Genomic DNA, 21,022 nt, shown 5'->3' on the forward strand with positions numbered 1-21,022 from the left:
AATATATTTCTGAGCTTATCGTCTTTGAAATTTATTCAGCAACGTCTAAGTCCGCAACTGCTTGCTCGATACGTGACAAGGCATCTTTTAGTGTGGCTTCATCAGTGGCGTACGAGATGCGCATGTAACCGCCAAGGCCGAATGCATCACCAGGAACGACTGCCACGCCAACTTTATCTAACAACCATGCTGAGAACTCTGTGCATGATGACAGGCCAGCAGCTTTGATGAGCGGTACGATATTTGGATATACATAGAATGCGCCATCAGGACGCAGGCAAGTAATACCTTTAATGGCATTTAGACCATTTACGACCAAATCACAGCGCTGTTCAAATGCCGCTACCATGGGTTCTAATACGCTTTGGTCGCCACTGATAGCCGCTTCGGCAGCGACTTGGCTGATAGAAGCTGGGCATGAGGTAGATTGTGATTGTACCTTTTTCATGGCACCGATTAGTTTGGCAGGGCCGCCAGCATAACCAATACGCCAACCTGTCATTGCATACGCTTTTGAGACGCCGTTCAAGATGATCGCACGGTCTTTCAACTCAGGTGCAGCATTCAAAATATTGTAGAACTTGTCGCCCGTCCAGCGGATATGCTCATACATATCATCTGAGGCTACATAGACTTGTGGATGTTTTTTCAAGACTTCAGCAATGGCTTTTAGCTCATCTAACGTATAAATCATACCCGTTGGGTTAGATGGGCTATTCAATACCAATATTTTGGTTTTATCAGTGATAGCTGCTTCTAGTTGGTCGGCAGTTATTTTGAAGTCTTGCTCAGCAGGACATTTGACAATGACAGGTACGCCTTCTGCGATGATGACCATGTCAGGATAGCTGACCCAGTAAGGCGCAGGAATGATAACTTCGTCACCTGGATTGATAAAGGCTTGGGCAAGGTTAAAGAATGATTGCTTACCACCGGCCGATACTAAGATTTCGTTTGGCTCATAGCTGATGTCATTGTCCCGCTTAAATTTTTCAATAATGGCTTTTTTTAGCTCTGGCGTGCCATCAACAGCAGTGTACTTGGTAAAGCCATTATTAATGGCATCAATCGCTGCTTTTTTGATGTGCTCTGGTGTATCAAAGTCAGGTTCGCCAGCGCCTAAGCCGATAATATCTTTGCCCGCAGCTTTCATCTCTTTGGCTTTATTGGTAATGGCCATAGTCGGTGACGGTTGGATGTTGTTGACGCGGTTAGACAGTTGTATCTCGCTCATGAGGTATCCTTTTTGTATTAGAGTAGAGTGGGTGAACAGCTGATATTGATTGTATAACGTGCTACATGCAACCAGTACACGATATTGTAGGCGTGTCGAATATGAGATGGTTTTTTAAGCCGTTGAGACTATAAATAATACTGAATAATAAATGTGCTTTGATTGTAATATTGTAGCATCTAGGTATTTTGCTGTCCCAAGACGCCAAGACGTATATTCAACTCAAACCACATCTAATTAATAATTATTCAAATGAGCTAACAATGGCTAAATTTTGCCAAATAGCTGTTTCATATCTTTGTGTTATTCGAACTGTGTTGTCTGCGCTGTTTATCTCGATTAATTACCCTTTATCGAATTTTCACCAATATTTTATAGAATGAGAGAGACGTCTTAATAATAGGAATTAATGTCATTATTCATAGCGTTATCATTGGCTAGATAAACCGAGTGTATTTGTACTTCTATGCTCATTTTAATTGCGAAGTCACAACAATAAACCTGTATCGACACACTATAATTATTTAGATTTCTTAAATAAAATAGGCATTAGCTTAATGAAATGCGATTAATGTTATATAGCAAAAAACAATAACAACTGAGTATGTAACATCTGGCTAAGCATCGACTTATACATTATAAAAAATAACAAAGGATACTGACAATGACAAATTCTCCCAAGAAACAACATATTCTCATTACTGGCGCAACGTCAGGTATTGGCAATCAATTAGCCAAAGATTATTTGTTAGACGACCACCATGTCTATGCTGTTGGCCGTGATGATGCCGCATTGGCTGAGCTAAAATCATTGGGTGCTGAGACCATTGATTTAGACCTCATGGATCGAGAACAAGTAATAGAAGCTTTTGATAAAATAGATGTGGTTGACTTGGCGATTTGCGGTGCTGGCATGTGTGAATATTTAGATATGCCTAATTTTGATAGTGCGTCATTTATGAAAGTTATGTCAGTGAATATGGGGACATTGTCGCACGCTATTGAAGGCGTTTTGCCTAAGTTAATTGCTTCGAAAGGCTGCTTGGTTGGTATTGGTTCAGCGTCCGCTTATGTACCTTTTGCCCGTGCTGAGGCTTATGGCAGCTCAAAGGCGGCCATTCATTATCTAATGAAGACTCTACAGATTAGTCTTGCACCGCATGATGTATCGGTCAGCTTAGTCGTGCCTGGTTTTGTCGAAACACCAATGACCAAACAAAATGACTTCCCTATGCCCTTTATTCAGACACCAGCGCAGGCAAGCCAAGCCATCCGTGACGGTATAGCGAGCGGGCACGATGTGATTGAATTCCCGAAGAAGCTAACCTTGCCATTGAAGGCGTTGGGTACATTGCCAGATCTGGTCTGGCAGCAAGTCAGTGGAAAGCTTAATAAAAAATAACTGATACTAGGGCGTGTCTTCAATGCACCCGATAGTCATCTAAATGGGCTAAAAATGGCTAAATCTTGCCAAACATCGTCAAATAGCTGGTTAATATCCCGATATTATCTGCGCTATTTTTCTTGTTTGACGGCAATTTATCTCATTTTTATCACCATTTTTGAAATGAAGACACGGCCTAAAGAGTCGTTCAAAATAAATCGCTAAAAACAAGTCGTTAAAAACCTACAAAGGAACGCATGTATGTCGTTTATCCGCCGTAAACGTAAGAACACAGAAACAGTCTCTAACGAAACCAGCAACGTTTTGAAAAATAGGTCTAGCGTCCAAACTAAAAAGCGTATCGCTATTATTGGCTCGGGTGTGTCAGGATTGACTTGTGCTCATTACCTTGTGGCACAACATGATGTAACAGTGTTCGAAGCCAATGATTACATCGGCGGGCATGTGAATACGATTGATGTGACACTCCAAGATGGCAAAAAAGCAAAAACGGGCAATGTGGAAACCAGTGCGATAGACACGGGATTCATTGTTTTTAACGAGCGTACCTATCCTAACTTCTTTCGGTTGTTATACGACTTAAAAGTACCGTTCCAATCTACAGACATGAGCTTTTCGGTAAAAAATACCGCACGTCATTTTGAATACAACGGTCATACGCTTAACACTTTATTGTCACAGCGCAAAAACGTGCTCAATCCAAAATTTTGGCGATTTATCAAGGATATCTTACAGTTCAATAAGCACATCAAGCAGCTACGTCAAGACTACGAAGTGGCACGTGCTCGAGGGCAAGATGTCAGCGTCTTCACCGAGCAAACACTTGGTAACTACCTTACACAGAAAAACTACGGCAAACTGTTCACAGACAACTATCTGCTGCCAATGGTTTCAGCTATTTGGTCAACCAGTCTGGATGAAGTACAAGACTTCCCATTGGTGTTTTTTGCACAGTTCTTTGACAACCACGGCTTGCTCGATGTGGTCAATCGTCCGCAGTGGTTCACGATTAAAGGCGGCTCAAAACAGTACGTCAATAAGTTAGTGCCACGCTTTATCAAAGCAGGTGGCAAGATACGAGTCAATAGCCCAGTACAGTCTGTGGTTCGTGATGGTGAGCAAGTATTATTGACGGTTCAGGATAAAGGTAACGCTGATAACACGCTCGAAAACCTTGTATTTGACGAAGTTATCTTTGCTTGTCATGCAGATACTGCGCTGAAGGTTTTAAAAGATGCCAGTACAGAAGAGTCTGAAGTGCTGGGACATTTCCGTTTTACCAAAAATACCGCCGTACTTCATACTGATACCAGTGTTTTACCTAAGAGGACACTGGCATGGGCAAGTTGGAACTACTTAATAGATGAAACGGTTTCGGGCAGTGTTAAGAATAATGAGAATAATGAGCAAGCGGCTGGAAACGCACAAACCCCTGCTAAGCCCGTACTGACCTATCATATGAATATCCTTCAGCGACTCACCAAGCAGCATAATTATCTAGTGACGCTTAATCCAGAAACCGTTGATAAAAATATCGATGACAAGCAAATCATCAAAAGCATTGACTATAGCCACCCAGTATTTGACCTTGCGATGATTGATGCTCAAACCAAATGGTCTAGTGTCTCTGGTAACGGCTTGCATACGCATTTTTGCGGTGCCTATTGGTTCAATGGCTTTCATGAAGATGGCGTGCGCAGTGGTCTACGTGTCTGTCAGGCATTGGGCCATGGTATTGAGATAAAAGACGACGTTGATCCGACTCACTTGCCTGATGCTGATAGTGCTCATACGCCATTCCGTTATAAAGACATGCCAGTAAAGGCAGATACCAAGTTACGTAAACTTAATAAGCGTGAAGTCATCACAGCGACCACCAATCAGGAGCTGGTTGAGTATGCTGAGCGTTTACAGTCTACTGTCATAGACGGTGGTCAGAAGAAAAAACGTGGCTTATTTGGTTATCGTAACTCGAAGTAATTTTAGAATTAAAATAGAAAACACCACTAAAGAGAGTGCTATGTCTAACGAAGACTACTCGTCTAACAACGCCTTACCACATCAGTTGTTCCATGGGACAACATGGCACAGCCGATTACTGCCAAGTGTGAATAAATTTGTCTACCCGTATCGCTATTGGGGAGTCAATATCAGCGCACTAGCTGCAGGGCAGGAGCTTCCTGAAGTCAGTAAAAATATTTTTGCAAAAAATAGCCTTATAAAGAAACTGCCATTACAAAGGCTTTTAGCAAAAGGATTACCATTATTTTCAGCAAATAAAAAAGCCTTGCAGCAGTTTTGCCCAGATGATTATTTGCAGAAATTAGAGGGTTTAAGCGGCAATGAAGATAACGACAACAACGAAGGTACCAATAGCAATGTTGATTTAAATCCTACTCAAGCACTCAGCCATCGTCTGCGTGATGCTTTCGTTGAGTATTCAGGTAGCGCACCGACTGGCGATATGATCGGTTTGCTAGTCTGTCGTAATGCAGGCTTGTACTTCAGCCCAGTCAATTTTTATTTAGGATTTGATGCGCAGCAGACGCCAACGCATCTGCTAGCTGAAGTAACCAATACGCCATGGGATAAGCGTCATTGTTATGGGTTTTTACTCGATGGTGAGGAGACGGAGTTCTGTCATGATAAAAATTTTCATGTCTCACCTTTTAATCCCATCGATCAGCTTTATCGCTGGCAGGTTAAGGTAAAAAAACAGCCGGATAACTGTTTGCAGGTTCGTATCGCTATTAATATCAGTGATGAGCGTGGTGAAGTGCTAAAAACAGGCATAAAAATGTCAGGCGTACCAATGATTGACGCCTCTATCCGAAAAAGCTTACGACAAAATCCAGTGATGAATCTGACTTCTTTGACTCGTATCTATTGGCATGCTTTTAAACTTTATGCCGTCAAAAAAGTCCCTTATATTAATTATGATGAAAAGCTAGCAGACAGCCAACAGCAAAAATAAAACAGCTCAAAAGACAGCCATTAACAATCCAAAAATCTCATGAATGTTAGACCAACCAATAAAGCATTTAGACAAGGATAAATACACGATGCCAGCCAGACTGACCGATCGAGCACCTGTTTCAACATTAGAGAAATTAACTGCACAGATGAGTAAAGTGGTCAATGAGAGCGCTGTCTTGAAACCCGTCAGTGGCGGGGTCAATAAAGTGGCAAGGAAGTTGATATTTCGCGCGTTGCAGCATATACAGTTTGGTAGCCTTACTCTCATCGAATCTTTCGGTAATCAAGCACCTAAGACTAGCTGTTTCGGCAGTGAGTCTAATACGGTAGCCAGCAGCTCGGCAGTGGGTCGTCACTCTTTACATGTCACCTTGACCATCCATGATCCTGCTGTCTATCGACAACTGCTACTTGGCGGCTCTATTGCGCTAGCAGATAGCTATATCAACGGCGAGTGGGATACGGATGATTTGACGGGTTTGATTCGGTTGGCAGCTCGTAACTTGGCCGTATTGAATAAACTAGAGAATCGTTTTGCAGGTGTCAGTAAAGCCTTTGAAAAAGCCAAGCATCAACTGCGTAGCAATGATAAGTCTGGCTCCAAGTCAAATATTCTAGCCCATTATGATTTGGGCAATGACATGTATCAGCGTTTTTTAGATGACACAATGATGTACTCGTCAGCGGTATATCGTACGCCCGATGTGTCTCTTAGCGATGCCCAACAGCATAAACTGGCACTCATTTGTCAGCGTCTACAATTGACTGCTGATGACCATGTGATTGAAATTGGTACTGGTTGGGGTGGTTTTGCTATTTATGCTGCCAAACACTATGGCTGCAAAGTCACCACGACAACCATCTCTGATGCGCAGTATGGCGAGGCGCAGCGCCGAGTCGAAGCAGCTGGGCTGTCTGATAAAGTGACATTACTCAAGCAAGACTATCGTGAGCTGACAGGGCAGTACGACAAATTAGTCAGTATCGAGATGATTGAAGCAGTTGGTCATGAATATTTACCGACGTTCTTTGCTAAATGTAATAGTTTGCTCAAGCCAACAGGATTGATGGTACTGCAGGCAATTACCTTTAACGACCAAAATTATCAAGACTACGTCAATTCGGTCGATTTTATTCAGACGCACATATTCCCAGGCGGCTGTCTACTATCTAACCAAGAGCTCAATACACAATTTACTGAGCAGACTGACATGGTTATCAAGCAGCTTCATGACTATGGCTTTGATTATGCGCATACGCTCAGAGATTGGCGCTTAGCATTTATGTCGCAGCGTGAAGAGATAGTTGCGCTTGGTTATGATGAAGCGTTTATCCGCCTGTGGAACTTTTACTTTTGCTACTGTGAAGGTGGGTTTTTAGAGCGGACTATCGGTGTGGTGCAGTTGACAGCAGTGAAGCCAAACAACATCGATATAATGCACTTCTCTGATTTGCCAGCTGCCGTCTTAAATCATAAAACAGTTTTGAACGATGAGACAGTCTTTAATGATGAAAACATGGCAGACACCGCGACTGTGTAAATGTTTTGATGTGGATATGGTTTCGTTTTAGCGCTCGTAAGGTCTTATAACGCATTAACCGTTTGAGACCTATGTGCTGAGATATTTTATATTTTATGTTGTTTGAGTGGCACGTTTATCAAGGAAACCTGAATAGCATGTCACCGCTAACGCCTCATCGACATTATAATTTTCTACGTTTTTATTCATTTTATAAGAGGTAGTATCATGGGTTACGTTTTCATTTATCTCGCCGCTGTGGTTATCTTTTTGGGTGTCGATGCTGTATGGCTGACGACCATGAAAGGCGCCTTTTATGAGTCACGTATCGGTCATTTATTGGCTGATGAGCCAAACATGATGGCTGCGGGCGTGTTTTATATGTTTTATATATTGGCACTTTGTATTTTGATTCTGTATCCACAAATCAAAGCAGGCGCTTCAATTGGTCATATTTTCTTGCTTGGTGGTTTGATTGGACTGATGGCATATGGAACGTATGATTTTACTAACTTGGCACTGTATAAAGGCTTTACCTTAGATACGGCGTTGGTAGATTTTGTTTGGGGTGGTATTTTGACTGGTTCAGTGAGCGCTACTGTTGCATGGTTGGCTTATCGCTTTCATTGGCTCAGCTAAATATTATTGGGTCATCAAATCTGTCATACTGGCATGCAAATATATACAAATAAAAATTTCTAAAAATAAGGATTATCATGCCGCAATCTAACACTAGCACATCCGCTCAAAAAGCTCCCTTAAACAGTGAGCTATACATGTCGATACTCATGACGCCCGATATGGCGAATTTCATTGGCAATGTGCATGGTGGTGATTTGTTAAAGATGCTTGATCAGGTTGCCTATGCCTGTGCCAGCCGGTATAGCGGTAACTATGTCGTGACACTGTCTGTCGACCAAGTGATGTTTCGAGAGCCTATCTATGTGGGTGAACTGGTGACCTTTGCTGCCAGTGTCAACTATGTGGGAAATACGTCGATGGAGATTGGCATTCGTGTTGAAGCGGAAGATGTGCGTGGTCGTACTGTCCGTCATACCAACAGCTGCTACTTCACGATGGTCGCTATCGATGATAAAGGTAAGCCAACCGCAGTGCCACCACTTGAGATTAAAAACAACCTGCAACAGTGCCGTGCTGATGCTGCGTTAGATCGTAAAAACTTGCGTATGCAAAGCTCGCATCGTCCAAGCTGTGAGTTAAAAGAGATGGTCGGAGAGTTGGATGGTGAGCATGAACGTTAAAATAATGGGAGTATAGGTAGTGAGTTAATTTACTCTTCCTAAGTTCCTAAGTATGTATCCCAGTTATCTTGAGATGGTCACTTTGAGTCGACTATCTCGTTGAGTATCTAAATATCTATGTTTAACACGTCTGTATCGAGGCTACTATGAGTCTGAAGCCGCCAGAAACCAAATTGCAAGCCACGCCTATCGCTCAACCAACCACGCGAATTGCGCGTGGTGCTGGTATGGATAGTGTAGATCCTAATCATGTTGCTAATGTTGCTAATGTTGCTAATGTTGCTAATGTTGCTAATGTTGCTACCGATGAAAGTGAGCCACACTCTGGCTCATTGACGACGGTATTGATTGCCGTCGGGGCTAACCTCGTTATTGCTATTGCAAAAACCGTTGCAGCAGTTATGACAGGTTCTGCTTCTATGATAGCGGAGTCCGCGCATTCTTGGGCAGATGCAGGCAACGGTACCTTGCTCATTGTCGCAGAAAAAAAGGCAGTCAAACCTGCGGATAGCAGTCATCCATTGGGTTACGGCAAGGAATCTTATGTCTGGTCTATGATTGCCGCCTTTGGTGTGTTTATGGCAGGCTCTATCGTCTCCATTTATACGGGTATCACCGAATGGAATGCGGCGGAGAGTGAGACCAACTATACCATCGGTTTTATTATATTAGCGGTCGCGTTTGTGCTCGAAGGATTTTCATTAGGGCAGGCTTATTTACAAAGTAAAAAACATGGTGAAGCAATTAATGTCAGTGCCATCGGTTATGTGATCAATACATCTAACCCAACGTTACGTGGTGTGTTCTTCGAAGACTTGGCCGCTGTCATTGGCTTGGCGGTTGCTGCTGCTTCGATGGGCATGCATGCTTATACTGGACAGCCATTTTGGGATGCATTAGGCTCTATTATCGTTGGCATATTGTTGGGCGCTGTAGCCATATTTTTGATTAGCCGTAACCGTGACTTTTTGGTTGGCTACAAAGTATCAGAGCAAATACATGGCTATGCGTTAAGTGAGTTACTGAATCATGCAGATATCGATAGTGTCTCGTACTTACATCTAGAGTGGGTAGGACCCAAAAAAATATTTATGGTGGCGGCAGTCGACATCGCCGGTAATCAAAAAGAGAGAGAAATCGCTCATAAGTTTGAAGCTATCGAAAACCAATTTCGCAAAGACCCACTGTTTCAAGAAGTTATCTTGACACTATCCGTACCAGACGCAGATGTTTTGACTTTACCAGATATAGTTACTCCATTATAAAACTGTTACTGCGTTAACCTCGCTTGAAGTATTCAATATACATTTATACTCGGCTGCCTTATACTATCTTTTAATTTAATCGACTATAGTCCACTAAAAAGTAGCTAACAAACCATAGGGTGATAATTATATGAGAACTTTATTTAAGAGCGCTATACTGAAGAACACCGTATTTGCTGTATCTTTAAGCATAAGTGCGGTCAGTTTGATGGCGGTGCCAACGCTATCTGTACAAGCGGCAGTACCGACGGATGCCTCTCTATTAAAACTCATCAAGGTCACTAAGGTCGTTGAGATGATGAATGACATGTCTAGTGACAGTGGCATCACAGATCAAGTGACGCAGTCCATGTTATCTTCGCTGCCGATTGATAATTTGAGTACAGATCAGCGCCAACGTTTAGAAGGTATTGTCAGTAAATATAGTAAAGAGATGACAGACAATAGCGACAGGGACAGCGTGAATCAACAAGTTATCAAGGTTTATATGGAGACAGCGAAACAGCACTTTGACCAAGCAGAGGTTGATGCACAGATAGCATTTTATAGTAGTAAAGCAGGTCAAAGTATTATTGATAAACAGCCTGCTATGATGAAAGATTATATGACAAAAGTGATGCCTATCGTTATGGATTCTACGATGGAAAAGGTGCAAGATATTATGCCAAGAATGGCTGCAGATATTAAAGCCCTTAAACTTGAAGAGTAATGTATGACCTTATTAGCCTAGAATCATTCATTCCAAAAATCGTTGATATGAAAGTCTACAAGCATAAAAAAGGTCGCCACATCTGGCGACCTTTTTATGCTTTAAACTTACGTTTCAAATGCTCGGTAAGGTATCTGACTATTACTTGCTAGGATTACTTATTAAAGTTACTTACTAGGAGCGTTTGCACCGATGAACCATGCATCTTTGTCAATGATACGACTGGCTTCTGTAAACAAATCAGCAGTATCTTCGTCACCTGCATCGCCAGCAGTAGCGATTGCTTTACGCAATGTTTCGGCTACTTTCTTATAGCGGCTAGTCAATTCACGAACATGTTGATCGACTTCAGTGATATCTGTTGGGTAGTCGTCTAAGATAGACTCTTTTACCACACGACTGGCCAAACCGTTTGGTTGACCGCCCAAAATTACAATACGTTCGGCAATAGTATCTGACACTTCAAGGATACGGTCCGACGTATCATCTAATAACTGATGCACACCGATAAAGCCAGTACCTTGTAGATTCCAATGACACTGCTTGCCATCTAACGTTAAATCGATGACGTTGGCTAAATTTGCATTTAACAGCTCTACCATGTTTTTGGCTGTTTCGTCTGATATTCCACTTGCGTAACGTTCTCTCATATCTTACTCCATTATGTATTTTGTTTTATTGAATTAAATATTTAGCTTATTGTTATTTGATAGATTGTATCGGTACTGCTTGTTGATTCGTTATAAATAATAGCAGCTTAAATCGTTATTGGAACCCTCAAGCGTTAGGCTTTGTTGAGTGGTCGTGTAAGGAGTTTGTTAACCATGAAAAGCTTTGTAAATATAGCCAAAATCATGTGAGTTTTTTATAACTGTCTTAGACTTTTCGCCAAAACAGGCGTATACAATATCGTTCTTATGCACCCATATATAAGCTGGAACTGGTATCCATTAGCATCATGTCCAACCTATGATTGTCCTTTAAAAACCGACACTCAGACCCCATATTGTTATAAACCTTACCTCATTATAAGAATTAGGAAGAAAGCCATTATGCGTATGCCTGAACCGCGTTCATCGCGTCAGTTAAATCAATTGGCCACTCAGCTCCAAGGCGAGGCTGAAATTAGTGGTGTCAATGCGTCAGGGACGCAAATATCAAGTCGTGCTTTTGAGATGGTTACCGACTTTGAGCCGGCAGGCGATCAGCCACAAGCGATCAAAAAGTTGGTCAACGGTATCAATTCGGGTATGAATGAGCAGTTGCTATTGGGTGTGACAGGTTCTGGCAAGACATATACCATGGCGAAGGTCATCGCTGAAACGCAGCGTCCAACCATTATCATGGCGCATAATAAAACGCTTGCGGCTCAGCTATATGGTGAGTTCAAATCGTTCTTCCCTAATAATGCGGTTGAGTACTTCGTCAGTTATTATGACTACTATCAGCCTGAAGCTTACGTTGCAGCAAGTGACACCTTTATCGAAAAAGACAGCGCCATCAACGATCATATCGATCAGATGCGTCTCTCAGCCACGCGTGCCTTACTAGAGCGTCGTGATGCGATTATCGTGGCGTCAGTATCTTGTATCTATGGTTTGGGTGATCCTGAAAGCTATCTAAAAATGCTACTGCATGTGGTCGTGGGCGATAACATAGATCGTACGGCGACGATTAAGCGTCTAGTAGAAATGCAGTATATGCGCAACGAGTTGGATTTTGGCCGTGGTACGTATCGCTTGCGTGGTGAGCTGCTAGATATCTATCCGGCTGAGTCTGAGCAGTTGGCCGTACGTGTGCATTTATTTGACAATGAAGTGGAGAAAATCACTTGGTTCGATCCATTAACGGGCAAGACCGTGCGTAGCGTGCCACGTATTACCATTTATCCAAAATCACATTACGTGACGCCGCGTAATAAGCTAGAAGCTGCTAGCCATACTATACGTGCGGAGCTAGAGCCACGATTGGAATATTTCCGCGAGAATAATAAGCTCATTGAAGCGCAACGCCTCAAAGAGCGTACTCAGTATGATCTTGAGATGATACAGCAGCTCGGCTACTGTAACGGTATTGAAAACTACTCGCAGCATCTGTCTGGTCGTCCATCAGGGGAAGCGCCGCCAACGTTGTTTGATTATATTCCAGAAGACGCACTGCTGTTCCTTGATGAGTCACACGTGACCGTCTCGCAAATTGGGGCGATGTATAAAGGCGATAGATCACGTAAAGAAAACTTGGTCAATTATGGTTTTCGTCTACCAAGCGCAATGAACAACCGCCCGATGAAGTTTGAAGAGTGGGAGCGTATCAAACCCAAAACCATTTATGTGAGTGCCACGCCAGCCTTATATGAGTTAGAGCACAGCGAGCAAGTCGTTGAGCAGGTGGTGCGCCCAACGGGTTTGATTGATCCAGAGATTGAAATACGTCCCGTATTGACGCAAGTCGATGATGTGCTATCAGAGATTACCAAACGCCGCGAAAAAGATGAGCGTGTATTGATTACCACATTGACCAAGCGCATGTCAGAAGATTTGACCAGTTATCTCAAAGAATATGATGTCAAAGTCGCGTATTTGCATTCTGATATCGATACCGTCGAGCGTATGCAGATTATTCATGAGCTGCGTACAGGTGTGCATGATGTACTGGTCGGTATCAATCTGCTGCGTGAGGGTTTAGATATGCCTGAAGTCTCATTAGTAGCGATATTTGATGCAGATAAAGAAGGTTTCTTGCGTTCTGAGCGTGCCTTAATTCAGACTATTGGACGAGCCGCACGTCATATCAATGGTAAAGCCATTCTATATGCGGACCGCATTACCAACAGTATGCAAAAGGCGATAGACGAGACTGACCGTCGCCGTGAAAAACAAGTGGCGTTTAACCTTGAGCACAATATCACGCCGAAAGGTGCTCGTCGTAGTATTACGGATAAAATCGATACCGGTGACGATCAGAATGCCAATGACAATCAAGTTATTCCAATCAAGAGCAATCTGCCTGATGTCGATATTAGCATCTTACGTAGCCCTGATTTGCTTGCCAAAGAAATCAGCCGTCTTGAGAAGCTCATGAAACAGATGTCTCGTGATTTGAAGTTTGAAGATGCGGCAAAAACGCGTGACAAGGTATTAGAGTTAAAAGCACATTTAATCTAAGGTATGATTTGGCTTTTATTCGATGTTAGAAAAGATGAGTTACATATTCTGTAGCTCATTTTTTTGTGCGTCATTTGATATCAGAATCCTTGTAATAATAATCGATGCCACTTACCATATCAGCACTTATGCAAGTGAGTCTCTCCATTCATAAATCATATCATTCCAAATAACGGAAGTAGTGACAGATAGTCGCAAGTACATTGTTTAATAAACTTGGCAAGTCTAACACTGACACTGCGCATTCAATATTTGGTATGGGTACTAACTAGGCGTATTTATATTGTGCTTACCAATAATTTAATAGAATTAAACTCTAACGAAAACTCACTAGGCATGGCTGAATCTGCCAAGCAAGCAGTCATAGATTCTTTAGACATCGGCTTTCGTTATCCAGACGATCAACGAGCTGCTCTAATTAGTCGAATTTCTGATATAAACGGTGTGACAGAAAGCCAAATATCTCTAGGCTGCGGCTCAAGCGAAAACATCCGTACGGTTGTACAGATGCTGCAAAACACAGCTTTGAGAGAAGGCAAAAAATTCCAAGTGGTCGTACCGCATCCAACCTTTGCTTATGCTGAATTATATGCGACCTCTATTGATGTACCTGTATTAAAAGTACCGTTAACGCCTGAAAGCTATTCTCTCGATTTGCAAAATATGCAAAAAGTGGCTGATGACTTTGACGGAATTAGCTTGTTTTATCTCTGCAATCCTAATAATCCAACTGCGACGATTACTGATACGAATACGCTTAAAGAATGGGTAGGGGCGGCACCAGATAATCATTATTTTTTATTAGATGAAGCATACTCAGAGTATGTGACCGATTCAAATTTTGAGAGTGGTGTTACCTGGATACGAGAGGAATACTCAGAAAATATTGTTGTGGCTCGTACTTTTTCAAAACTGTGCGCGCTCGCAGGCATGCGTGTCGGCTATGCAGTTGCTAGCCCACAAATGACTGCTAAGCTAGAGGCATTTATATCAATTGATAATACCAATTTATCAGGTGCTGTTGCCGCGATGGCGACCTTAGGTGATGACGAATTTTTGGCATTGAGTTTACGTAATGCCAACCAGTCCCGCCAGATGGTCGAGCAGACGTTAGATGAGCTTGGCCTGCGTTATTTACCATCGCAGGCCAGCTTTATATTCCATGAGATAAAAGGTGATGTGCAAACCTATATCGATAGAATGCGTGAGCATGGTATAGCGGTCGGTCGTGAGTTTGCGCCTATTAGCGGGTTCAATCGCTTGACGCTTGGTCGACCTGATGAAATGGCGGTATTTATCGAGGTGCTTAAGTCATTTCGTGAAAAAGGCTGGGTGTAATTTTCATTGGATTAAGCAGGTAGTTTGCACCTCATTTTTACCAACCTTAAACGCAGTTTTACACATTACCCCTTAACAAACATCCTTCCATCTAATAGGATAAGCAAGCACAGTATATAGCTGTTTTTGACTCATCAAGATCAAAAAATATCGAATAAAAAGGACATAATTATAATGGACGTTAAAGCATTATTTAAAAAGGGCATAGAAAAACAGTTACTGGATGTGGATGACTATATATTTAAGCCTGAGCTGATAGAGATGACGGTTGAAGAAGGGGAGTTGACCTGCGTGCTAAACAGCGATGGTAGTGTCAATATTTTCTATACTAAAGCGGGAATCACCGACGTCAGAGCAGCGGCTCGAAAGCATCCTTTTACTTCTTTTGCAACTGAGCTACATCATGGAATTTATGATGATGTCATTGACGATGTCGTAGGTAACGTAAATGATATTATAGACAGTCATTCTAAGTATTTTCGTCGCAGCAAAGTCTTGCCTCTTACGCCTGCATTAGGAGGCAATGATGCCGTTATTACAGAGGCTGATAAGTATTAGGTTTAACTGATTATGCTATATACTGATCATGACTCTTGTTCAAGAAATAATGTGTTCTATAGCTGGTGAGAGTCAAGATTGATTAGCGGTCGTGTTGGCTTAATATAGATATTTTGGATGATTATTCTTTTATCTTTTCCATTTCACCGAGTCGACCTTTATACATTTCAAAAATAACGTTTGGATTCCAGTCATCCATCTCAGTTTTGCCATGTCCAAGCGACATCATGGTCATCAGTGTTTCATTATTTATATAAAACTCGCAATGCCAGACTTGCTGAGTAAAGTGGTTTTTTGGCATATATCTTTCTGTTTCTGCGGCATAAACTAAACTACCGTTTCTTTCAAAATAGGCTTCTTGATAATAAGTATCTTCGCTATAAGACTCTATTTTGATAATTCGATTGTTGTTATCTAAATTACAGATTCGCCAAAACTCTTTTTTCTTACCAAAGTCAGTGACAACATCTACCTCTATACTGCATTTTGATATATTTTTCTTAAATTCTGCATTGGTATCTGTTCGTAGTTTTTCTTTTGTATTATCTTGACTGTGTGTATGACCATTGACAGTTCCAAACAATGTCATAGCTAATGCTAATAATATGTGTTTCATAGTGGTTCGCAACATTAGTATATAAAAAAGGGCTAGGTTATCTATGATAACCTAGCCCTTTTCTTATCAATAAGCCATTAATAAATAACTTATTTAACCAAACTGGTATAGCAGCTTTGTAGTGATTTAGCGACCACGTTAGCGACCAATTCAGTGCGATAGCTTGAGTCTATGGCTGCATTACCCAATTCAATCATGGTTACTTGTTGAGGGGCTTGCTCACTGACGCAGCCACAGACGTTGGTTTTAACAGTTTCTTGCTGAGCATCAGTCATCGCAACACTAGCAACGCGCCATGCATTTTGTTTTTCGATTTCGCTGCGGCATTGCGTATCAATGGCTGATGTAAATATATTCATACCAATACTACTTGCAGTCGTCATGGCTGTGCTAGCAGTCGTGCCTGTAGTCGTGCCAGTACCTGTTGATGTACAGCCAGCTAGAGCAAGAGTGGCAAGCATAGCGGTCGAAGCTAGGAGTTTTTTCACAGAATTTTCCTTTGAAGTTTTTATGAGTTTTCAAGATTGATGTTTGATAGGAATTAGGGCGTGTTGACTATTCAGCAATATCACTGACAGTATCTATCTGCGAATGTTCAACACGACTTAATGTTTGCTAGTCGGAACTAGTCTTCTCTTTAGCAAGTCGTATATTATCAGCAAAATACGTTAATAACACTATCAATGCTTACTTAAGAAAAATCAAGCCACTTTTTATGTTAATCCAGCCACGCATAAGGATGGTAATAAGCGTAGACTTTGTAACCAATATATCCAGTAATCATTAGTAAACTACCGACGACAAATAACCATGTGGTGATGTGCTTCCATGAAAAGTCATCAAAACTGTTATTGAATGCTGCAGAAATACAGGCAATGAAGAGCATGATGCAGCCTGACAATAGTATGAACTCATAAATATTTATTCCAAGATTCGGCATGCTATGCCTCCAACATAAACTTTATCTTACTTTAACGATTTGAATAGATAAAGTAGATGAAATTTGCATGGAGTATTTGTGTATTTGGCGAAGGTGTCGCTCTTTTGATCTTGCAACATAGTAAAAAATACTGATCTAAATAGATTTTAACTAGAGGTAAAATCTCATATGAATCGTAAGTTACTTATCTTATGTGTCTTAATTGCTTTGATACCTAGCCTGTTTTTTATAAGAAGCATATATGTAATGTCTGATCATCATATACAGCAATGTCATTGGAAAAGCTCTGGATCAAAAGTCATGGGAGATGCATTTAGTTTTGATAACTATATTCGGCTTGAAGGTAATGTAATTTACTTAGGTAAGCAACCAACAGCACAAATAATGCTTAGAAAGTATCGTCCATATGCTGATAACATCATTATAGTTAGCGATATAGATTATTTTGAGTTGGAGATATATTATGAAAAAGGCTGTCATTAAATAGCAAAATCAAATGTATATATGCGCTGCTAAGTTGACATAAAAAAACCAGCAAAGACAAATGGTCTAAGCTGGTTTTTGATACTACTTAATAAGTACTTTTATACATTTTTGCCATGTTGCTTTTGCTGAATTTCTTTCGCTAATTTGTAGCATTCATTGATATGGTCATTAGCAATTTTTTTGAAAATCATATAACCCATGGTTGCTGCAACCATTTGACCACCCAATGGAATAAATTTTGTCACTTGTTTGGCAGCGATACGACCACCGAAGCCTTGTACTGTCTTTTTCACGATACCACGTGTCGCCATTAGTCCTGCAAAGTCAACGGTACGGTCTTTTAAAGCGCCCCAATGAACGGCTCGTGACTCTAAATCAACAGCTGACTGACGATCTTCAATTAAACCAAAGCGTTCACTGATATCAGGTAATAGCTGGGTAAGCATGCCAGCATCCACAGCGACATCAAAGAAAGGCACAGGAACGATGGCAACACCAGCAGAGTACTTAGCGCGTTTTTTGACCAGCTTTTGACATTCTTTTTTTGTTTGTTCGAGGTCTAAGCTAGGATCTATCGTATTTGGTAGTTTTTCAGCGTTTGGTGTGGTTTTCATAAAGGTTCCTTATAAGTAATTGAAGTAAATAATTAAAACAAAGCACTCTAAAATATCGAATTATAGTTTTAATGAATAACAAATATCTCAGTTGCTATCTATTTTATGGATTTATAAGAGTCATACAATCATTGCTTTGTAGCAAAATGCATAAAAATACAGTCACTGTGCACCGTTTTTGTAAACTGGCTGTCTTGTAAAGTATAAATATAGTCTAAGAATGAACTGTAATATATAGCTGCTCAGATAGGATTGATAGTAATGCCATACATAAAAAATGATAAACCGTTCCGCTAGAAATGACCATTGTGACCTTTTGCTAAAGCCAGTAGAATACACCCATGCTAAATTTAACCCCCCGTTATACCAGCACTCGCATCGACGAGTTGCCCACCGCGCTGCAGCCACTTGCTGCTCAATCATTAACGCTTGCCCGGCTATATGCTGGTCGAGGTATCACTGAGCCCGATGAGCTTGAGACAGGACTATCAGGTCTACTGCCTGCAGAGATGCTACATGGTGTGACTGAGGCAGTGCGCTTGTTAGATATTGCCATTGATGATGGTCAACGTATCCTGATTGTGGGTGACTTCGACTGTGATGGCGCAACCAGTACCGCATTGATGATGCGCGCGCTCACAAAAATGGGCGCAGTCGTTGATTTTTTAGTGCCTGATAGGTTTAAGTACGGTTATGGACTGACACCAGAGATTGTCGAGTTGGGTATCGAGACTTATCGACCCGATATGATAGTGACGGTGGATAATGGTATATCAAGTCATGAGGGTGTGGCTCGTGCGCAGGCCGATGGCATCACTGTCATTATTACTGACCATCATCTGACGACTAAACAGACACCGCCTGCCGAGGCTGTGGTTAATCCCAATCAGCTTGGTTGTGACTTTACCAGTAAGGCACTGGTTGGGGTGGGCGTGGCATTCTATGTGCTGGGACGCTTAGCCAAGCTGCGCCGAGAGGCCGGCAAGTCCACCGTACAAGTCAGTCAATATTTGGATTTGGTAGCGCTTGGGACGATTGCTGATGTTGGGGTACTAGACAAAAACAATCGTATCTTAGTACATCATGGGTTGAACTCTATCCGTCAGGGGCGCTGTTGCCTAGGTATCTTAGCGTTACTTGAGCAGGCAGGCCGTGACCCTAAGCAGTTGCATGCACAGGACTTTGGCTTTGTCTTGGGACCACGTATCAATGCAGCTGGGCGCATGGACAATATGCGCATCGGTATTGAGTGCTTATTAACGGAAGACTGGAGTACGGCACAGCGATTGGCGCAAGAGCTTGAGCAGTTGAACCGTACCCGTCGTCAGGTAGAGGGTGAGATGCGGACGCAAGCAGATAATATTGTGGCAGCGTTGGCAGTGGAGACGGATAACGATATAGATAAAGCCAGTGATGTCATTACCCAAAGTAAGCCTGAAAAGGAGGCTGTTAATGGTGCTAAAAGAAGCATTGTTTTATATCAAGACGATTGGCATCAAGGCGTGATTGGTATCGTTGCGGGACGATTAAAAGAAAGCCATTATTTGCCTAGCATTGTCTTCGCGCCAGCAGATACGGCTCGCACAGGTAACGAGGACGCTATAAAAGGCTCCGCACGTTCTATCGCTGGCGTGCATGTTCGTGACGCGATTGAGCAAGTGGCTGAGCGTTACCCTGAGTTGATTACTCACTTTGGTGGTCATGCGATGGCAGCAGGTTTGACGATTAAGCGTGGCAATTTTGATGGGTTTGTGACAGCTTTTGATGAAGTCATGGCAGAGATGAATGATGACGTTTTCGCTGAGCAGAAATTCACAGATGGGGCATTGCAGGCGAGTGACTTTAGCTTATGGTTTGCTGAGCACTTAGCGGATGCCAGTATTTGGGGTCATGGCTTTGCACCACCGATATTTGATGGGATATTCGAAGTGCTAAGTTTTAAGGTTTTAAAAGACAAGCATCTGAAACTGTCGTTGCGCTATCCGGATGTGCAATATCCAATTGAAGCGATTTACTTTAATTTCGATAGCGATGTATGGGATTACCGTGCGCAACAAGTACATTTATTATTTCAGCTAGACATCAACGAATGGAATGGCAAACAAAGCCTACAGCTGATGGTAAAGGACTTAGCACTGGTCGAAAAAGCCTAAAAAAATTAGTCTATCGGAAGCGTTGCGTTGCGCCTTACTACTCTTAATACTTCCATTCCAATGTTGGAAATTGCCAATCGTAGCGTATCGCCATCATGCGTAAGGTAAAAATCGTACTCATGGTGGCGATATCAGTAATCCAATCTGTCACGCCTAAATTGCGTAATACAAAGTAAAGAATACCACCGGTCAAGGCTGCGGTAATATAAATCTCTTGCTGTAGTACCAGTGGAATCTCATTGCAGATCATATCGCGGATGATACCGCCGACGATAATGGTAATAACCCCAAGTAACAATGCCACGGGTACATTCGTGCCCATGCTATCGGCAACCTTGATACCGATTAAGGTAAAGGCTGCCAGTCCAATAGTATCTGAGAGTTTGAGAAACTTATCAACGCGTCTAGAGTTGGGGTGAAAGAATATCTGCATCACGAGTGACGATATCGTAATAACGGTCAAGTAGCTCATGTCTACCATCCAAAATAATGGATGACGATCCAAAATCACATCACGGACCGTACCGCCGCCAATGGCAGTCACGATTGATACTAATAAGCAGCCAAAGACATCAAAGTTCTTGTGCTTGGCCAGTATCGTGCCCGACACACTACAAGCGATGATACCAATCATATCAAACACAAATATCAGTGAGCGTGGATCAAACGTAGTAATTAGTGCTTTAGGATCCACAGAGATGGCCAACATGAGCAAGTCTCACTAGTTTTTGATGATGATAAATCGATATGATGAGTGCTAAATCTACAGCCATTCTTACTTT

The 21,022-nt window shown here is 41.9% G+C and carries 20 protein-coding genes; 13 read left to right on the top strand and 7 right to left on the bottom strand.

Annotated features, from left to right (window positions below):
• Window positions 1-31: 31 nt before the first annotated feature.
• Window positions 32-1,234, bottom strand: a complete 1,203-nt coding sequence (locus DFP82_RS03970; RefSeq protein WP_110922443.1) for a pyridoxal phosphate-dependent aminotransferase — start codon at window positions 1,232-1,234, stop codon at window positions 32-34.
• A 664-nt stretch (window positions 1,235-1,898) separates the two neighbouring features.
• Here DFP82_RS03970 and DFP82_RS03975 point away from each other — a divergent pair.
• From DFP82_RS03975 to DFP82_RS04010, 8 genes are all read left to right on the top strand, one after another.
• Complete coding sequence (locus DFP82_RS03975) at window positions 1,899-2,636, top strand: SDR family NAD(P)-dependent oxidoreductase (RefSeq protein ID WP_110922444.1); 738 nt, start codon at window positions 1,899-1,901, stop codon at window positions 2,634-2,636.
• A 243-nt stretch (window positions 2,637-2,879) separates the two neighbouring features.
• Window positions 2,880-4,619 (top strand): NAD(P)/FAD-dependent oxidoreductase, encoded by a 1,740-nt coding sequence (locus DFP82_RS03980; RefSeq protein ID WP_110922445.1) that lies wholly within the window; start codon window positions 2,880-2,882, stop codon window positions 4,617-4,619.
• A gap of 40 nt (window positions 4,620-4,659) precedes the next feature.
• Window positions 4,660-5,613, top strand: coding sequence for a DUF1365 domain-containing protein (locus tag DFP82_RS03985; protein WP_110922446.1), 954 nt, complete (start codon window positions 4,660-4,662; stop codon window positions 5,611-5,613).
• Window positions 5,614-5,701: 88 nt separating this feature from the next.
• Window positions 5,702-7,156, top strand: coding sequence for an SAM-dependent methyltransferase (locus DFP82_RS03990; RefSeq protein ID WP_110922447.1), 1,455 nt, complete (start codon window positions 5,702-5,704; stop codon window positions 7,154-7,156).
• A gap of 207 nt (window positions 7,157-7,363) precedes the next feature.
• Window positions 7,364-7,774: a DUF2177 family protein gene (locus tag DFP82_RS03995; protein WP_110922448.1), complete on the top strand. Its 411-nt coding sequence runs from the start codon at window positions 7,364-7,366 to the stop codon at window positions 7,772-7,774.
• Window positions 7,775-7,851: 77 nt separating this feature from the next.
• Complete coding sequence (locus DFP82_RS04000; RefSeq protein ID WP_110922449.1) at window positions 7,852-8,397, top strand: acyl-CoA thioesterase; 546 nt, start codon at window positions 7,852-7,854, stop codon at window positions 8,395-8,397.
• A 146-nt stretch (window positions 8,398-8,543) separates the two neighbouring features.
• Window positions 8,544-9,662 (top strand): cation diffusion facilitator family transporter, encoded by a 1,119-nt coding sequence (locus tag DFP82_RS04005; RefSeq protein ID WP_245905635.1) that lies wholly within the window; start codon window positions 8,544-8,546, stop codon window positions 9,660-9,662.
• Window positions 9,663-9,792: 130 nt separating this feature from the next.
• Entirely contained in the window at window positions 9,793-10,371 is a 579-nt protein-coding gene (locus DFP82_RS04010) for a DUF2059 domain-containing protein (protein ID WP_110922450.1), read from the top strand.
• 167 nt (window positions 10,372-10,538) lie between these two features.
• On the opposite strand, the gene dps is transcribed toward DFP82_RS04010, so the two are convergent.
• Window positions 10,539-11,021 (bottom strand): DNA starvation/stationary phase protection protein Dps, encoded by a 483-nt coding sequence (gene dps / locus DFP82_RS04015; RefSeq protein ID WP_110922451.1) that lies wholly within the window; start codon window positions 11,019-11,021, stop codon window positions 10,539-10,541.
• 402 nt (window positions 11,022-11,423) lie between these two features.
• Here dps and uvrB point away from each other — a divergent pair, with 402 nt between their 5' ends.
• From uvrB to DFP82_RS04030, 3 genes are all read left to right on the top strand, one after another.
• The gene (gene uvrB / locus DFP82_RS04020) at window positions 11,424-13,535 is read left to right on the top strand and encodes an excinuclease ABC subunit UvrB (RefSeq protein ID WP_110922452.1); all 2,112 of its coding nucleotides are present in this window, start codon (window positions 11,424-11,426) and stop codon (window positions 13,533-13,535) included.
• A 285-nt stretch (window positions 13,536-13,820) separates the two neighbouring features.
• The gene (locus DFP82_RS04025; RefSeq protein ID WP_245905636.1) at window positions 13,821-14,873 is read left to right on the top strand and encodes a pyridoxal phosphate-dependent aminotransferase; all 1,053 of its coding nucleotides are present in this window, start codon (window positions 13,821-13,823) and stop codon (window positions 14,871-14,873) included.
• Window positions 14,874-15,047: 174 nt separating this feature from the next.
• The gene (locus DFP82_RS04030) at window positions 15,048-15,431 is read left to right on the top strand and encodes a hypothetical protein (RefSeq protein ID WP_342767459.1); all 384 of its coding nucleotides are present in this window, start codon (window positions 15,048-15,050) and stop codon (window positions 15,429-15,431) included.
• Window positions 15,432-15,552: 121 nt separating this feature from the next.
• Here DFP82_RS04030 and DFP82_RS04035 read toward each other — a convergent pair whose 3' ends face one another.
• The 3 genes from DFP82_RS04035 to DFP82_RS04045 form a co-directional block, all read right to left on the bottom strand.
• On the bottom strand, window positions 15,553-16,047 hold the full coding sequence (locus tag DFP82_RS04035) for a hypothetical protein (RefSeq protein ID WP_110922454.1): 495 nt from the start codon (window positions 16,045-16,047) through the stop codon (window positions 15,553-15,555).
• A gap of 89 nt (window positions 16,048-16,136) precedes the next feature.
• A complete protein-coding gene (locus DFP82_RS04040) occupies window positions 16,137-16,535 on the bottom strand; it encodes a hypothetical protein (protein ID WP_110922455.1) in 399 nt (132 codons plus the stop codon).
• Between the two features lie 230 nt (window positions 16,536-16,765).
• The gene (locus DFP82_RS04045) at window positions 16,766-16,987 is read right to left on the bottom strand and encodes a hypothetical protein (protein ID WP_110922456.1); all 222 of its coding nucleotides are present in this window, start codon (window positions 16,985-16,987) and stop codon (window positions 16,766-16,768) included.
• Window positions 16,988-17,155: 168 nt separating this feature from the next.
• Here DFP82_RS04045 and DFP82_RS04050 point away from each other — a divergent pair, with 168 nt between their 5' ends.
• Window positions 17,156-17,470 carry a hypothetical protein gene (locus DFP82_RS04050; protein ID WP_146221322.1) on the top strand — a complete coding sequence of 105 codons (315 nt, stop codon included), beginning with the start codon at window positions 17,156-17,158 and terminating at the stop codon, window positions 17,468-17,470.
• Between the two features lie 101 nt (window positions 17,471-17,571).
• Here the strand turns inward: DFP82_RS04050 and DFP82_RS04055 are convergent, their stop codons facing one another.
• Window positions 17,572-18,087, bottom strand: a complete 516-nt coding sequence (locus DFP82_RS04055; protein ID WP_110922458.1) for a hypothetical protein — start codon at window positions 18,085-18,087, stop codon at window positions 17,572-17,574.
• 341 nt (window positions 18,088-18,428) lie between these two features.
• Between DFP82_RS04055 and recJ the strand changes: the two genes are divergently transcribed.
• Complete coding sequence (gene recJ, locus DFP82_RS04060; RefSeq protein WP_110922459.1) at window positions 18,429-20,240, top strand: single-stranded-DNA-specific exonuclease RecJ; 1,812 nt, start codon at window positions 18,429-18,431, stop codon at window positions 20,238-20,240.
• 43 nt (window positions 20,241-20,283) lie between these two features.
• On the opposite strand, the gene DFP82_RS04065 is transcribed toward recJ, so the two are convergent.
• The gene (locus tag DFP82_RS04065; RefSeq protein WP_110922460.1) at window positions 20,284-20,949 is read right to left on the bottom strand and encodes a trimeric intracellular cation channel family protein; all 666 of its coding nucleotides are present in this window, start codon (window positions 20,947-20,949) and stop codon (window positions 20,284-20,286) included.
• Between the last annotated feature and the right edge of the window lie 73 nt (window positions 20,950-21,022).

The organism is Psychrobacter fozii (assembly GCF_003217155.1).
Lineage (GTDB): Bacteria > Pseudomonadota > Gammaproteobacteria > Pseudomonadales > Moraxellaceae > Psychrobacter > Psychrobacter fozii.

Coding starts and splice junctions, on each gene's coding strand:
- DFP82_RS03970 (WP_110922443.1), bottom strand. CDS start 1,234: ATGAGCGAGATACAACTGTCTAACCGCGTCAACAACATCCAACCGTCA.
- DFP82_RS03975 (WP_110922444.1), top strand. CDS start 1,899: ATGACAAATTCTCCCAAGAAACAACATATTCTCATTACTGGCGCAACG.
- DFP82_RS03980 (WP_110922445.1), top strand. CDS start 2,880: ATGTCGTTTATCCGCCGTAAACGTAAGAACACAGAAACAGTCTCTAAC.
- DFP82_RS03985 (WP_110922446.1), top strand. CDS start 4,660: ATGTCTAACGAAGACTACTCGTCTAACAACGCCTTACCACATCAGTTG.
- DFP82_RS03990 (WP_110922447.1), top strand. CDS start 5,702: ATGCCAGCCAGACTGACCGATCGAGCACCTGTTTCAACATTAGAGAAA.
- DFP82_RS03995 (WP_110922448.1), top strand. CDS start 7,364: ATGGGTTACGTTTTCATTTATCTCGCCGCTGTGGTTATCTTTTTGGGT.
- DFP82_RS04000 (WP_110922449.1), top strand. CDS start 7,852: ATGCCGCAATCTAACACTAGCACATCCGCTCAAAAAGCTCCCTTAAAC.
- DFP82_RS04005 (WP_245905635.1), top strand. CDS start 8,544: ATGAGTCTGAAGCCGCCAGAAACCAAATTGCAAGCCACGCCTATCGCT.
- DFP82_RS04010 (WP_110922450.1), top strand. CDS start 9,793: ATGAGAACTTTATTTAAGAGCGCTATACTGAAGAACACCGTATTTGCT.
- dps (WP_110922451.1), bottom strand. CDS start 11,021: ATGAGAGAACGTTACGCAAGTGGAATATCAGACGAAACAGCCAAAAAC.
- uvrB (WP_110922452.1), top strand. CDS start 11,424: ATGCGTATGCCTGAACCGCGTTCATCGCGTCAGTTAAATCAATTGGCC.
- DFP82_RS04030 (WP_342767459.1), top strand. CDS start 15,048: ATGGACGTTAAAGCATTATTTAAAAAGGGCATAGAAAAACAGTTACTG.
- DFP82_RS04035 (WP_110922454.1), bottom strand. CDS start 16,047: ATGAAACACATATTATTAGCATTAGCTATGACATTGTTTGGAACTGTC.
- DFP82_RS04045 (WP_110922456.1), bottom strand. CDS start 16,987: ATGCCGAATCTTGGAATAAATATTTATGAGTTCATACTATTGTCAGGC.
- DFP82_RS04050 (WP_146221322.1), top strand. CDS start 17,156: ATGAATCGTAAGTTACTTATCTTATGTGTCTTAATTGCTTTGATACCT.
- DFP82_RS04055 (WP_110922458.1), bottom strand. CDS start 18,087: ATGAAAACCACACCAAACGCTGAAAAACTACCAAATACGATAGATCCT.
- recJ (WP_110922459.1), top strand. CDS start 18,429: ATGCTAAATTTAACCCCCCGTTATACCAGCACTCGCATCGACGAGTTG.
- DFP82_RS04065 (WP_110922460.1), bottom strand. CDS start 20,949: ATGTTGGCCATCTCTGTGGATCCTAAAGCACTAATTACTACGTTTGAT.